The organism is Falsiroseomonas oryzae, assembly GCF_027856955.1.
Classification (GTDB): Bacteria; Pseudomonadota; Alphaproteobacteria; order Acetobacterales; family Acetobacteraceae; genus Falsiroseomonas; species Falsiroseomonas oryzae.
Map to the genome: position 1 here is coordinate 1 of NZ_JAPSMD010000138.1, position 12,533 is coordinate 12,533.

Genomic DNA, 12,533 nt, shown 5'->3' on the forward strand with positions numbered 1-12,533 from the left:
CGCGCCCGGGTCGCCGCGCGCGCCGCGGCGGGGATCGGCCCCGCCCCGGAGCAGGCGCTGGCGGCGAACGACGCGGAGACGCCGCTCGGCCGCGCGGCGACGGAGGAGGAGGTCGCCAAGGCCGCGCTGTTCCTGGCGAGCGACCTGTCCTCCGCCGTCAGCGGGCGACTGCTGCGGGTGGATGGCGGGCTTGCCTGATGGCTAGGCCGCCTTCGCCGCTCCGTACTCGTCCATCATCCGGTCCAGCTTCTGCATCAGCGCGTGCAGCACCTTCACCTTCTGCCGCCCCTCCTCACCCAGGGAGCGGAAGGTGGTGATGGGCGGCCGCACGTCGCCCACCGGATAGCCCGCCGCGGCGGCAAGCGCCTTGGAGTAGCACTGGTGGCCGTAGAGCGGGTGGCCTTCCTTGATGATGTTGGTCATCTCGTCCAGCACGTGCTGGATCGCCGTCGCCTCCTTCACGCGGCCGGCCTCCAGCAGCGGGAACAGGGCGGTGGAGGCGCGCGGGGCGTAGTTGCCGTAGGGGTCCACGTAGCCGACGGCGCCGAGCTTGAAGGATTCGACGACGCGTTCGCCCGCGAAGACGTTCATCACGCCTTCCGTCGCCTCCACGATGTCGAAGACGCGGCCGACATCCATGCTGGCTTCCTTGATGTAGCGGATGTTCGGCAGCTGCTTCGTCAGCTTCGCGACCAGGTGCGGCTTGATGTCCACATGCGTCGTGAAGGGGTTGTTGTAGAGCATGATGGGGATGGAGACGGCTTCGCTGATCGCGGCGTAGTAGGCGAAGATCTCGTCCTCGGTGACGGTGTAGTAGTAGGGCGGCGCGATCATCAGCCCGTCGGCCCCCAGGCGCTCCGCCATCTTCGCGTAGCGCACCGCGGTGGGCGTGTGGGCGTTGGTGGCGCCGACCATCACCGTCATCTTCCCGCGGCAATGCGCGACGGTTTCCGCCACATACTGCTCGCGCTCGGCATCGGACACCGTCAGGAACTCGCCGGTTGTGCCGAGGATGATGACGCCGGGCACGCCGCAGGCATGCTGCCAGTCCAGGAAGCGCTTCAGCGCGGGAACGTCGAGGGCACTGCCGTCCTCGGTGAACGGGGTGACGGTGACGGTGTGGCAGCCGCGGAACTGCTTGGCCATGGGACTTCCTCCTCAGCGCTTGGACGGGCGCTTCTCCCAGCCGTTCGCGGCCAGGATGTCGTGGCTGGCGGCCAGGTCGCCGTCCGGGTCGGTGCCAGGCTGGCAGGCATCGGTGATGATCTCCAGCACCGTCAGGCCATCGTAGCCGATCTCCTTCAGCGCCGCGCCGGAGGGGCCGGGCTGGACGATGCCAGTGCCGAGGCGGTCGTGCTTGAACACCTCGTAGCCGCTGTCGCTGATGTGCACGTTCTTCACGCGCTTGCCGAGCATGCGGATGGCCGCGGCCGGGTCCTCCTTGATGTAGGCGCTGTTGCAGACGTCGAAGTTGATGCCGACCGACGGGTCGATGTCGTTGGCGACGTCCAGCATGTCCTTCGCGGTGGGCAGGAAGGTGAAGGGGACGTTCTCCAGGATGATCTCGGTGCGGCTGCCCTTGGCATGCGCCACCAGCTCCTTCATGCCCTGCACGAACCAGTCGCGCATCCAGGGCACGGGCGGGTTGATCAGCGAGTTCACCGGACCGGGGATAGCGCAGACGAAGGGACAGTTCAGGTAGTCCGCCAGGTCGATCGCTTCCTTGTAGCGGTCCAGCGTGTAGCGCCGCATGATCGGGCAGGTGCTGTTCGGGTTGTTGTCGAGCAGCGGGTAGCAGAAGCTGGTGATGCGATAGCCGTTGCCGTCGAGCCAGGCCTTCAGCTCGCTCTTCTCGCCCGGCGTCATGGAGAACGGCCAGAGATGCGGCGGGAAGATCATCAGCTCGAAGTTCGTGTAGCCCTGCGACGCCAGGTGCTTGAGCGCACCGGCGCCGGAATGCGAATAGAGGAACGGGAAGGTCGAGGCGGCGACGCGAAGTTCAGCCATGGCGGGTGACTCCTCTGCGGATAAGGTCGTGCGAGAGCACGCGGACTTCGTTGTCATCGGCGGCGGCCTCGCCGGCTGCGCGGTGGCCTACCATCTGGCACGCGATGGCGGCGCCGACGTCGTCGTGCTGGAGCAGGGCGAGCTGAACGCCGCCGCCTCCGGCAACAATTCCGGCAGCTTCCATGCGCAGATCCCGGTCGAGCCCTTCCTGAACCAGGGCGAAGGCTGGGCGCACCGATTCGCGCCGACGCTGCGGCTGATGATGGGCGGCATCGCGCGCTGGATGGAACTGCCCGGCGAGCTCGGCGCGCCGGAACTCGAGGTGACGGCGAAGGGCGGGATCATGGTCGCGCGCCGGCCGGCCGAGCTCGAGATGCTGCGGCGGAAGTCCGCGATCGAGCGCGCCATGGGCCTCGACGTGCGGCTGCTGGACCGTGCGGAGATGCTCTCGCTCGCGCCGTATCTCGCGCCGGAGACGGTGGGCGGGACATGCTGCCCGATCGAGGGCAAGGCCAACCCGCTGATGGCGACCTTCGCCTTCGCGCGCGCCGCCCAGCGCCACGGCGCGCGCATCCGCCGGGGCTGCCGCGTGACGGGGATGACGCACGACGGCGCGGCCTGGCTGGTTGCGACAAGCGCTGGGACGATTCGCGCGCAGCGCGTCGTGAACTGCGCCGGCGCCGCAGCGGGCGAGGTCGCGGCCTGGCTCGGCCTCGACCTGCCGATCGAGGCTCATCCGATCCAGGTGACTGTCACGGAACGCGCCGAGCCGCTGGTGCCGCACCTCGTCTACTCCGCGGCGGACCGGCTGTCGCTGAAGCAGACCGCGCAGGGCAGCGTGATCATCGGCGGCGGTTGGCCGGGGCGGCTGCATCCGGTTACGGGGCTGCCGGTGGTGAGCGAGGACTCGCTGGTCGCCAACCTGCGGCTGGCCATCGAGGTGGTGCCGGCGGTGGCGCGCCTGCGCGTGGTGCGCAGCTGGGCCGCCATCGTCAACGGCACGCAGGACTGGCGCCCGATCCTGGGCGAACTGCCGGGTGAACCGGGCGTGTTCCTCTGCTTCTTTCCCTGGATGGGCTTCACCGCCGGGCCGCATGTCGCGCGGCTGGTCGCGGAGCTGGCGCTGGGCCGCCGAGCCGCCGACGATCCGGAGATCGCGGGCTTCGCGCCGGGCGCGTGAGCTCGCGGCAATCACAGCATCGCCTCCAGGCGCGTGTTGACAACGAGCTCGGCGACATGCGCCTGGTCCGGCAGGCGCAGCAGCAGGCAGACGATCTCCGCCACCGTCTCCGGCTTCAGGCGGCCAGGGCCGGGCGTTGCACCGGGCAGGCCGGCGATCAGGTCGGTCTCGATCGCACCTGGGCAGAGCGCGGTGACGCGCACGCCATCGGCATGACCCGCGAAGCGCGCGGCATGGGTCAGCGCCATCAGCGCGTGCTTCGACATGGCGTAGCCGACCGGCGCGGAGGGATCGCGGATGCGCTTGCCGTCGGTGGAGGCGACATTGACCAGCCGCCCGTGCCTGGCGGCGCGCAGATGCGGCATGGCGGCGCGGATCGCGCGCAGCGGACCCTTGACGTTGACGGCCCACATCTCGTCCAGCGCGGACTCGTCCTCCTCCTCCAGCGTGAATCGCTTGAGGATGCCGGCATTGTTCACCAGCGCATCCAGCCGGCCATGCGCCGCGACGGCGCCCTCTATCCAGGCTGCGGCGCTGTCGGGCTGCGTCGCGTCGTATCGGTGCCAGGTCACGCGCGCGCCGCCGTCCAGCGCGAGCCTTCGCGCGGGATCCCGCACGCCGCAGGCCAGGGCGAAACCTTCCGCATGCAGCCGCCGCGCGATCGCCGCGCCGAGGCCACGCCCGGCGCCGGAGATCGCCACGACACGGCCGGCAGCGGGCAGCAGTGCCTCCATCAGAACAGGCCCTGGTACACGCCGCCGTCGTTGACGATGTTCTGCGCCGTCATGAAGCCGGCCTGCGCGCTGCAGAGATAGGCGACAAGGTCGCCGCACTCCATCGGGTCGGCGAAGCGGCCGGCGGGGCAGGTCTTGAGCCGATCCTGCACGATGGCCTCGTAGGTGGTGTTCCCGCGCTTCGCATGGCCGTGCAGGTTCACGCGCAGAGCCTCGGTGTCGAACAGGCCGGGGCAGACGCTGTTGACCGTGACGTTGTGCGGGATGAGCTCCCGCGCCATGGAGGCGATCGCCGCCGCGAGGCCGGCGCGCGCGGAATGGCTGTGCGCGAAGCCGACCTGTGGGAACTTGATGAACGACACGCTGATGTTGACGATGCGACCGAACTTCCGCTCGCACATGCCGGGGGCCGTGCGGCGGATCAGTTCGACCGCCGTGTAGAAATGCTCGTTCCACCAGCGCTGCCACTCGGCGCGGTCCCAGCCGCGGAAGTCGCCGGGCACCTGGCGCGTGCCGGGGCTGGTGACCAGGATGTCGGGCGCGGGGCAGGCCGCCAGCAGCGCATCGTGCCCGGCGTCGCTGTTGACGTCGCCGACCACGGTGGTGACGCGCACACCATGCGCACGGCGGATCGCCTCGGCCGCTTCCTCCAGCGGGCCGGTGGTGCGCGCCATGATGGTGAGGTCGCAGCCCTCGCGCGCCAGGCTTTCGGCGCAGGCCCGGCCGAGGCCCTTGCTGGCGGCGCAGACGATGGCGTGGCGGCCGCGGATGCCGAGGTCCATCTCAGGCGATCCCGAGTTCGCGCAGGCCGCGCTTGAGGCCTTCGAGCGGCTCGCCCTCAAGCGGCTGCAGCGGCGGGCGCGGGACGCCGCCGCCGGGGAAGCCGAGATGATCCATCGCCGCCTTGGTGGCGGGATAGAGCGTGCGCCCGCCGGTGACGAAGAGGTCGGTGAGCCGGCGCGACGTGGCCTGCAACACCTCCGCCTCCGCGTGGCGGGCCGGGTCGCGCGCGGCGTACCAGAGCTCCGTCGTGCCGCGCCAGACATTCGGGAAACAGTCCACCGTGCCGTCGGCGCCGGCGTGAATCGCCGGCACGCCGAACACGCTCGACGGGCCGCAGAAAACACGGATGCGGTCCTTCACGGCCAGCAGCGTGGCGTAGAAGTTGTTCCAGTCTCCGCTGCTCTCCTTGATCGCCACCACCTTGTCGAGGTCGGCCAAGCGCGACGCCAGGGCGGGCGAGATCGCGTTCACCGCATTGCCCGGGATGTTGTAGGCGACGATCGGCAGCGGCGAGGCGGCGGAGACGGCGGCGAAATGCGCGAAGATCTCGTCATCCGTCAGCTTCACGAAATAGGGCGGCAGCACCAGGATGCCCTGCGCGCCGGCGGCCTTCGCGGCCTTCGCCAGCTCGATCGTGTCGGCCGCGCCGACGCAGCCCGTGCCGACGATCACCGTGCCGCGGCCGGCCGCGCCGGCGACGGCATCGGCATAGAGCGCCTTCCGCTCCTCCAGCGACAGGCTCCAGAACTCGCCGGTGCAGCCGCAGGCGACGACGCCGGTGGCGCCTTCGTCGATCAGCCGCGCGATGTTCGCCTTGAAGCCGGGGCGATCGACGCGACCGTCCTTGTCGAAGGGGGTGGTGACGGCGGGCATCGGGCCCGACCAGTCCACGCTGTTGCGGTCCATGTGCCGTGTGTCCTTCCGTAGTCCCTGGGCCCCGGTTCCTGGCAGCAGTCTCAGGCGGCGGCGGCTTCCGCCGGCGCGGTGAAGGCCGCGTCGATGCGGCCGCCGCTTTCGGCGTTGAACAGGTGCAGGCGCGCGGTGCGCAGGCCCCAGCGCAGTGCCTCACCGGCGGCCAGCGGCAGCGCGGCGTCGGCGCGGATCGTGAGCGTGTCGCCGCCCTCGATGTCGAGTTGGACGATCTGCTCGTGGCCATGCGGCTCCACCAGGCGGATGCGCGCGGCGAAGGGGCCGGTGCCCAGCACCACGTCTTCCGGTCGCAGGCCCAGCACCAGGCGCTGGCCGGAAGCGGGCGGGCTGCCGCCGGCGAAAGGCAGGCCTAGCGCCGGGTGGTGGAACGCGCCTTCGGCAGCCTGGCCGTGCAGCAGGTTCATGGTCGGCGCGCCGATGAAGCCGGCGACGAAGAGATTGGCGGGGCGGTTGTAGACCTCGGCCGGGGTGCCGAACTGCTGCAGCACGCCCTCATGCATCACCGCGATGCGGTCCGACATCGTCATCGCCTCGAGCTGGTCGTGCGTGACGTAGATGAAGGTGCGGCGGATGCGGGCGTGCAGCTCGATCAACTCGGCGCGCATATGGGCGCGCAGCTTGGCGTCGAGATTGGAAAGCGGCTCATCCAGCAGGAAGACGCGGGGGTCTCGCACCAGGGCGCGGCCGAGCGCGACGCGCTGCTGCTGGCCGCCCGAGAGCTGGCGCGGCTTGCGGGACAGCAGCTCCGTCAGGTGCAGGCTTTCCGCGGCGCGCTGCACGCGCTGCTCCCGCTCCGGCTTCGGCACGCCGCGCTTCCTCAGCGGATAGGCGATGTTCTCCGCCACGGTCATGTGCGGATAGAGCGCGTAGGACTGGAACACCATGGCGACGTCGCGCGCGCCCGGGGCGACCTCGTTCACCACGCGGCCACCGATGGAGATGCTGCCGGAGGTCGGGAACTCCAGCCCGGCCAGCATGCGCAGCGTGGTCGTCTTGCCGCAGCCCGAGGGGCCGAGCAGGGAGACGAACTCGCCGCCGCGGATTGCGAGGTCCAGCTCGCGGACCACGACATTGGTGCCGAAGGCCTTCCGGACCTTCTCGAAGCGGACCTCGCCATCGGCGCTGCGCGCGTCGCTCATCCCTTCACCCCGCCGGCGCCGAAGCCGCGCGTCAGGAACTTCTGCAGGAAGGCGAAGATGATGATGAGCGGGATGCTCATCATGACGGAAGCGGCCATCAGCAGGGACCATTCGATGTTGAAGGCGCTGATCAGCATGTTCATCACGCCGGTGGTCAGCGGGCGCGCGGCGTCGGTGTTCACCAGGACCAGCGCGTAGAGGTATTCGTTCCAGGACAGGATGAAGGTGAAGAGCGAGGTGCTGATGATGCCGGGCAGCGCCTGCGGCAGGATCACGTCGAAGAAGGCGCCCATGCGCGTCGCGCCATCCACCAGCGCGGCGTTCTCCAGGTCGTCCGGGATGCCCTGCATGAAGCTGCGCAGCAGCCACAGCGCATAGGGCAGCGCGAAGGTGGTGTAGGCGATGACCAGGCTGAGCAGGGAGTTCGCCACGCCCAGCCAGACCATCATCAGGTACAGCGGCAGGATCAGCACGACCGAGGGCAGCAGGTAGGTGAACAGCACCAGCTGCGCCAGCTTCTCCCGCCCGGGATAGCGGAAGCGCACCAGGCTGTGCGCGCCGAGGGTGGCGACCGCCACGACGACCACGGTGGTCGCGGTGGACAGGATCAGCGAGTTCCGCATGTAGAGCAGGAACGGCGTTTCCCACAGCAGGCGCGCGTAGTGCTCGAAGGTGATCTGCTCCGGCCAGAAGGTGGGCGGGATGCGGAACAGCTCGAACTGCGGCTTGACCGAGGTGATGACCATCCACACCAGCGGGAAGGCGGTGACGAACACCACCAGCCAGGCGAACAGGTTGAAGGCGATCCGGCCGGCGATCCGCTTCACCGCGGTTCCTCCCCGCGCGCCTTCAGCACCCGGAAATAGACCAGCATGAAGACCAGCATCACCAGCATCATCGCGACGGCGACGGCGGAGGCGCGGCCCATCTCGTTCATGCCGAAGGCTTCCTTGTAGACCATCAGCGGCAGGGTCTGGGTGCCGATGATCGGGCCGCCGCCCGTCAGCAGGTAGATCAGGTCGAACTCCTTGAAGTCCCAGATGGCGCGCAGCAGGATCACCACCACCAGCACGTCGCGCAGCTGCGGCAGCGTCACGTCCCAGAAGCGGCCCCAGGCGCCGGCGCCGTCGATGGTCGCCGCCTCGTAGAGCTGCTCGGGGATGGTCTGCAGGCGGGCGAGCACGGCAATGACGACGAAGGGGAAGTATTTCCAGGCGCCGACCAGCACCACGCTGACCATGGCGTTCGGCATGGCGCCGAGCCAGTCCAGCGGCATGTCCAGAATGCCGGCCCACATCATCGTGTGGTTCAGGATGCCGTAGAGGTCGTTGAACAGCCAGCGCCACACCAGCACGGCGACGACGGTGGAGACAAAGTAGGGGAACAGGATCAGGCTGCGTGCCAGGCTGCGGAACAGGATGGCCTGGTTCAGCATCAGCGCCGCCAGCACGCCGAGCACCACCTGCAGGGTCAGCGTCAGCACCGTCCAGATCAGGTTGTTCAGCAGGCTGCGCCAGAACTCCGGCGATCCCGCCAGCTCGGCATAGTTGCGGAGGCCCACGAAGCTGCCGGCCAGCGTCGGCGTGAAGATGGAGAACAGGCTGAGATACAGCGCGGAGACCAGCGGGTAGATGATCACGGCGCAGAAGATCAGCACCGTCGGCGCGATCAGCAGCACGCCGAGCAGCGCATAGCCGCGGTCCAGCGGGTTCACCGCGGCGCGGTCCGCGGCGGTGGCCGCCCGCCTGGACGGGTGGGACGGGGCAGCGGGCAGGCTGCTCGACGACATGCTCCCGCGGCTCCCCTCCCCGCTGTCAGGCGCGCATCAGCTCGGCAAGGCGGGTCGCGGTGACGGAGACCACCTGCGTCATCGGCTCGTTGTTGATGACGTAGCGCTGCACCGCCTCCGACAGGACATGGCTGGCGATGATGCGGCCGGCATGCACGTTGGGCCGATGGCGCGTTGTCTCCCAGCCCAGATTGTGGCCTGCGGCCGCGCTCTCGCTCATCAGGTCCACGGCCGCGCGATACTTGTTGATCAGCGCGTTCTCCTGGTACTGCGGCATCGCGCTGATCGTCTTCAGCACCGGCAGCACATGGCCCGGCGCGGCGTGCAGCTGGCGGATGTAGCCGTCCGGCCGGAACAGGTGGGCGGCGAAGCGCTTCACCACCGCCATGTTCTGCGCCTGGCGCGGAATCATGACGGAGGGGAAGTCGTTGAAGGTCCAGTGTGGCACCTGTGCCGAGATCGTCGGGTAGCGATGGCAGCTGATGTGGTCGGCGATGCGCGGGTTCTGCGCCGCGACATTGGCCAGCACGCGGCCGGTGTAGATGCCGGTCGCGGTGGCGCCGGAGACGAAGGCGGTCAGGCTGTCGCCCCAGGAGTAGCCGGTGGCGCCGGGCGGGCAGAGTTCCCGCATGGACTTGTAGAATTCGAGCGCGTTGCGGAACGCGTCGTTCTCCACGTTCACCTGCAGGTCCGGCGTGAAGATCGACCCGCCGGCGCCGTGGACGAAGCAGATGAAGATCAGACTGGTCATGGAGTTGCGGCCATAGGGCAGCGGCGCGCCGAACACGCCGCCGCGCTGCATGCGCCGGCAGGCATCGCGCAACTGGTCCCAGGTGCGCGGCACGTCCGTCACGCCGGCGGCCTGCATCAGGTCGCGGCGCAGCCACATCATGTTGGCAGCCGAGTTGCCGATGCCGGTGCCGCAGTACTGGCCCTGCGTGATCTCGTAGATGCGGTTGGCGCCGTCGTAGTAGTTCTGCGGGCCGACGGCGTTGATCACGTCGTTCATCGGCTCCAGCAGGCCGTTCTGCCAGTAGGTCGCCAGCGCGAAGGAGGGCAGGTGAGTCACGACGGAGGGCACCTGGCCGGAGGCGAAGGCGGCCGCCATCTGCGCTGGGTAGCCCTCGTCGCTCGTCGCCTCGAAGGCGACGCGCACGCCGGGGTTCGCCTCCTCGAAGGTGCGGATCTGGAACATGTAGGCCTCGCGCTGCGCGGGCGCGGTCTGCGGCGACCACCAGCGCAGCTGCACCGGCGCCTGCGCCCGCGCGACCATCGGCGCACCGAGCCCCAGGGCCATGGTGCCGCCCAGCACGGCGCGGCGGCCCACTCCCGTCATGATGCGGTCGGACATTCCTTCTCTCCCCCGTGCCGGTCACGCCTGCGCGAACCGGGCTGCTCTGCGAACAGGATTTCGCGGAGTGAACAGGATCGCCCCGATCCGGGCAAGGGGGCATCCGCTGGGCGCACTCTGCACGGCCTCTTGTTCGCGCAGCGAACACGGGACAGGATCGGGCACGGAGGACGGACGACCCATGGTGGATGACGATGTGCTGCTGCGCGGCGCGATCGAGGCGGAGGAGCTGCCCGTCACCGAGGAGGAGGACGGCGCCACGCGGCCGGACCGCGAGCTGGTCCATTCCGTCCTGCGGCTGTTCGAGGTGCTCAAGGCGTTCCGCCGCGAACGTCCGCGCATGACGCTGACCGAGGTGGCAGAGGCCACCGGGCTGACGCGGGCCAGCGCGCGGCGCTTCCTGCTGACGCTGGTGCATGCCGGCTACGCCGAGACCGACGGCAAGCGCTTCGCGCTGACGCCGCGCCTGCTGGAGCTGGGCCATGCGGTGATGGCGGCGTCTTCGGTGTGGGACATCGCGCGGCCGGTGCTGGCGGCGCTGTCCGACCGGCTGGGCGAATCCTGCTACGGGGCGGTGCTGGACGGCCACGACGTGCTCTACGTCCTGCACATCCCGAGCGCGCGGCACCTGATCAACGTGGACCTGCGCGTCGGCAGCCGCACGCCGGCCTATTGCACCTCGGTCGGGCGCGTGCTGCTGGCCGGGCTGACGCCCAACGCGGCCGAGCGGCTGCTGGCCAGTGCGAAGCTGGAGGCGCGGACGCCGAAGACCGTGACGGCGAAGGCCGCGCTGCTGGGCGCGGTGGACCAGGCGCGCGTGCAGGGCTGGGCCATCGTGGACGAGGAGCTGGAGCTCGGCCTGCGCTCCCTGTCGGTACCGCTACGCGGGCGGGGCGGCGTGACGGTGGGCGCGATCAATGTCTGCGGCCCGACCTCCCGCGTCTCGCTGGAGGAATTGCGCACGCAATTCCTGGGCGAGCTGCTGGACGCCGCGGCACGAATCCAGGCGGCGATCGAGTAGCTACGCGGACACCGGCGCGCGCCCGAAGCGCGCGGCCGAGAAGGGCGAGATGTCGAAAGCCAGGTCGCGCCGTCCCTGCAGCGCGTCGGCGGCCAGGCCGCCGACGAGCGGGCCGAGCGTGTAGCCGGCGTCGCCCGGCACGGCGAGGAACAGGCCGGGCAGACCCGGCGCCGCGCCCAGCACGCATTGCCCGTCCACAGTGGTGTTCACGCCGGCCCAGCTGCGGATCAGCCGCAGCCGTGCCAGCCGCGGCACGATGTGGCTGGCTAGGCGCAGGTTGCCGAGCAGGCTGGACGCCTCCACCGTCGGGTGACGCTGCGGACCGTCGAGGCGCGCCGGCCAGCCGCCGCCGATCACCACCTGGCCGGCCGAGAGCTGCTTCAGCGTGATCATCCGCTCGGCGTGCTGCACGAGGTGGTGGATCAGCGGCGCCGCGGCTTCCGTCACGTTCATGTGCAGCGGCTCCGCCACGGTCGGCACGTGCAGGCCAAGCGGCGCGAGCAGCGCGCCGGTGCCCGCACCGGCCGCCAGCAGCACGCGGCCGGCGCGGATCGCGTCGAAGCCGCCGTGCAACCGCCAGGCGCCGCCATCCTGCTCGATGCGCTCCACCCGCGCTTCGGGCAGCAACGCCCCGCCGGCCGCGAGCAGCGCGCGCCGCACGGCCTGGTTGGCCAGCAGCGGGTTGAGCTTCCCCTCCTCGGCGCAGAACTCGGCGCCGATCACCGCCTCGCCGAGATACGGCGCAATGCGCGCCAGCTCTGTGCGGCCGAGCATCTCCACCGTCAGCCCGAGCTGCCGCTCGCGCTCGCATTTCCGGGCAAGGAACTCGTAGGATTCGGGTGTCTCGGCCACCATCAGGCCGCCGGAGGCCTTCAGCTCGAAGCTGGTCCCGAGCTCGCGCTCCAGATCGGCCCAGCGGCGCGCGGCGGCGACATAGAACGGCAGAGAGCGCTCCAGCCCGGCCACCTGCTCCGGATACATGCGGATGAAGCGGCTCTGCATCTGCACGTGCAGGCTGCCGGCGTTGGCGGTGGTGCCGCCGAGGCGCGCGGCGTCGTCCAGCACCAGCACCTCCGCCCCGTCGCGCGCCAGCTCCAGCGCGGCGCAGAGCCCGACGATGCCGCCGCCGACGACGGCGACGGCGACGTCACGCGGCGGACTCATTCGGCACGTTCGCCCAGCGCGACGATGTCGGCGATGGCGATCGGCTTCACCGGGGCGCGTGGCGCGAAAAGGGCCAGGTTGTCGAGCGGGCGGCCGTGCGTCTCGGCCAGGTAATCCGCCAGCAGCGGCGCACAATAGCGGCCCTGGCAGCGGCCCATGCCGCAGCGCGTGCGCCGCTTCAGCTCACCCAGCGTGGGTCCGCCATCGGCCAGCGCCGCGTCGATCTCGCCCTTCGTTACCTCCTCGCAGCGGCAGACGACAGTGTCGTGCTGCGCCAGCGACAGGCCGGGGCGGGGTGCTGCGAAGACGTGCCACAGCGCCGCCTGGAAGCGGCGGTGCCGCGCCAGCCGGTCGCGCGCGGCGCGCGATTCGGCCTGCATCTCCGGCGGCACCGCGCGGCCAAGGCGCTGCGCGGCGGCGACGGCGGCGATGACG

The 12,533-nt window shown here is 70.3% G+C and carries 14 protein-coding genes; 3 read left to right on the forward strand and 11 right to left on the reverse strand.

Translation table 11 applies throughout. From position 1 onward, the window contains the following. The coding region (locus OZN99_RS14755; protein ID WP_270936005.1) for an SDR family oxidoreductase at window positions 1-198 on the forward strand (198 nt) is incomplete at its 5' end. A gap of 3 nt (window positions 199-201) precedes the next feature. Here OZN99_RS14755 and OZN99_RS14760 read toward each other — a convergent pair. Together OZN99_RS14760 and OZN99_RS14765 are read right to left on the reverse strand one after the other, a co-directional pair. Next, the gene (locus OZN99_RS14760) at window positions 202-1,146 is read right to left on the reverse strand and encodes a dihydrodipicolinate synthase family protein (protein ID WP_270936007.1); all 945 of its coding nucleotides are present in this window, start codon (window positions 1,144-1,146) and stop codon (window positions 202-204) included. A 12-nt stretch (window positions 1,147-1,158) separates the two neighbouring features. Further along, on the reverse strand, window positions 1,159-2,007 hold the full coding sequence (locus OZN99_RS14765; protein WP_270936008.1) for a sugar phosphate isomerase/epimerase family protein: 849 nt from the start codon (window positions 2,005-2,007) through the stop codon (window positions 1,159-1,161). 28 nt (window positions 2,008-2,035) lie between these two features. On the opposite strand from OZN99_RS14765, the gene OZN99_RS14770 reads away from it, so the two are divergent. Beyond that, window positions 2,036-3,187 carry an NAD(P)/FAD-dependent oxidoreductase gene (locus OZN99_RS14770; protein WP_270936009.1) on the forward strand — a complete coding sequence of 384 codons (1,152 nt, stop codon included), beginning with the start codon at window positions 2,036-2,038 and terminating at the stop codon, window positions 3,185-3,187. Between the two features lie 11 nt (window positions 3,188-3,198). Here OZN99_RS14770 and OZN99_RS14775 read toward each other — a convergent pair whose 3' ends face one another. Genes OZN99_RS14775 through OZN99_RS14805 form a run of 7 tightly spaced genes read right to left on the reverse strand, consistent with a single transcriptional unit; the run spans window position 3,199 to window position 9,913 of the window. Continuing rightward, on the reverse strand, window positions 3,199-3,921 hold the full coding sequence (locus OZN99_RS14775) for an SDR family oxidoreductase (protein WP_270936010.1): 723 nt from the start codon (window positions 3,919-3,921) through the stop codon (window positions 3,199-3,201). Then, window positions 3,921-4,703 carry an SDR family oxidoreductase gene (locus OZN99_RS14780; protein ID WP_270936011.1) on the reverse strand — a complete coding sequence of 261 codons (783 nt, stop codon included), beginning with the start codon at window positions 4,701-4,703 and terminating at the stop codon, window positions 3,921-3,923. The genes OZN99_RS14775 and OZN99_RS14780 overlap by 1 nt, the downstream gene beginning before the upstream one ends. Window position 4,704: 1 nt before the next feature. Continuing rightward, window positions 4,705-5,610 carry a dihydrodipicolinate synthase family protein gene (locus OZN99_RS14785; protein WP_270936012.1) on the reverse strand — a complete coding sequence of 302 codons (906 nt, stop codon included), beginning with the start codon at window positions 5,608-5,610 and terminating at the stop codon, window positions 4,705-4,707. 50 nt (window positions 5,611-5,660) lie between these two features. Then, window positions 5,661-6,773 (reverse strand): ABC transporter ATP-binding protein, encoded by a 1,113-nt coding sequence (locus OZN99_RS14790; protein WP_270936013.1) that lies wholly within the window; start codon window positions 6,771-6,773, stop codon window positions 5,661-5,663. Further along, window positions 6,770-7,600 carry a carbohydrate ABC transporter permease gene (locus OZN99_RS14795; protein ID WP_270936014.1) on the reverse strand — a complete coding sequence of 277 codons (831 nt, stop codon included), beginning with the start codon at window positions 7,598-7,600 and terminating at the stop codon, window positions 6,770-6,772. The genes OZN99_RS14790 and OZN99_RS14795 overlap by 4 nt, the downstream gene beginning before the upstream one ends. Further along, on the reverse strand, window positions 7,597-8,562 hold the full coding sequence (locus OZN99_RS14800) for a carbohydrate ABC transporter permease (protein WP_270936015.1): 966 nt from the start codon (window positions 8,560-8,562) through the stop codon (window positions 7,597-7,599). The genes OZN99_RS14795 and OZN99_RS14800 overlap by 4 nt, the downstream gene beginning before the upstream one ends. A 25-nt stretch (window positions 8,563-8,587) precedes the next feature. Next, window positions 8,588-9,913: an ABC transporter substrate-binding protein gene (locus tag OZN99_RS14805; protein WP_270936016.1), complete on the reverse strand. Its 1,326-nt coding sequence runs from the start codon at window positions 9,911-9,913 to the stop codon at window positions 8,588-8,590. 181 nt (window positions 9,914-10,094) lie between these two features. Here OZN99_RS14805 and OZN99_RS14810 point away from each other — a divergent pair, with 181 nt between their 5' ends. Then, window positions 10,095-10,934, forward strand: a complete 840-nt coding sequence (locus OZN99_RS14810) for an IclR family transcriptional regulator domain-containing protein (protein ID WP_270936017.1) — start codon at window positions 10,095-10,097, stop codon at window positions 10,932-10,934. On the opposite strand, the gene OZN99_RS14815 is transcribed toward OZN99_RS14810, so the two are convergent. Both OZN99_RS14815 and OZN99_RS14820 read right to left on the reverse strand, forming a co-directional pair. Further along, window positions 10,935-12,098 carry an NAD(P)/FAD-dependent oxidoreductase gene (locus OZN99_RS14815; protein WP_270936018.1) on the reverse strand — a complete coding sequence of 388 codons (1,164 nt, stop codon included), beginning with the start codon at window positions 12,096-12,098 and terminating at the stop codon, window positions 10,935-10,937. Continuing rightward, window positions 12,095-12,533: (2Fe-2S)-binding protein (locus OZN99_RS14820; protein WP_270936019.1), on the reverse strand; the 439-nt coding region annotated here is incomplete at its 5' end. The genes OZN99_RS14820 and OZN99_RS14815, both read right to left, overlap by 4 nt.

Excerpts from the sequence above, each read along its gene's own strand:
- OZN99_RS14760 (WP_270936007.1), bottom strand. The coding sequence starts at position 1,146 with ATGGCCAAGCAGTTCCGCGGCTGCCACACCGTCACCGTCACCCCGTTC.
- OZN99_RS14765 (WP_270936008.1), bottom strand. The coding sequence starts at position 2,007 with ATGGCTGAACTTCGCGTCGCCGCCTCGACCTTCCCGTTCCTCTATTCG.
- OZN99_RS14775 (WP_270936010.1), bottom strand. The coding sequence starts at position 3,921 with ATGGAGGCACTGCTGCCCGCTGCCGGCCGTGTCGTGGCGATCTCCGGC.
- OZN99_RS14780 (WP_270936011.1), bottom strand. The coding sequence starts at position 4,703 with ATGGACCTCGGCATCCGCGGCCGCCACGCCATCGTCTGCGCCGCCAGC.
- OZN99_RS14785 (WP_270936012.1), bottom strand. The coding sequence starts at position 5,610 with ATGGACCGCAACAGCGTGGACTGGTCGGGCCCGATGCCCGCCGTCACC.
- OZN99_RS14790 (WP_270936013.1), bottom strand. The coding sequence starts at position 6,773 with ATGAGCGACGCGCGCAGCGCCGATGGCGAGGTCCGCTTCGAGAAGGTC.
- OZN99_RS14800 (WP_270936015.1), bottom strand. The coding sequence starts at position 8,562 with ATGTCGTCGAGCAGCCTGCCCGCTGCCCCGTCCCACCCGTCCAGGCGG.
- OZN99_RS14805 (WP_270936016.1), bottom strand. The coding sequence starts at position 9,913 with ATGTCCGACCGCATCATGACGGGAGTGGGCCGCCGCGCCGTGCTGGGC.
- OZN99_RS14810 (WP_270936017.1), top strand. The coding sequence starts at position 10,095 with ATGGTGGATGACGATGTGCTGCTGCGCGGCGCGATCGAGGCGGAGGAG.
- OZN99_RS14815 (WP_270936018.1), bottom strand. The coding sequence starts at position 12,098 with ATGAGTCCGCCGCGTGACGTCGCCGTCGCCGTCGTCGGCGGCGGCATC.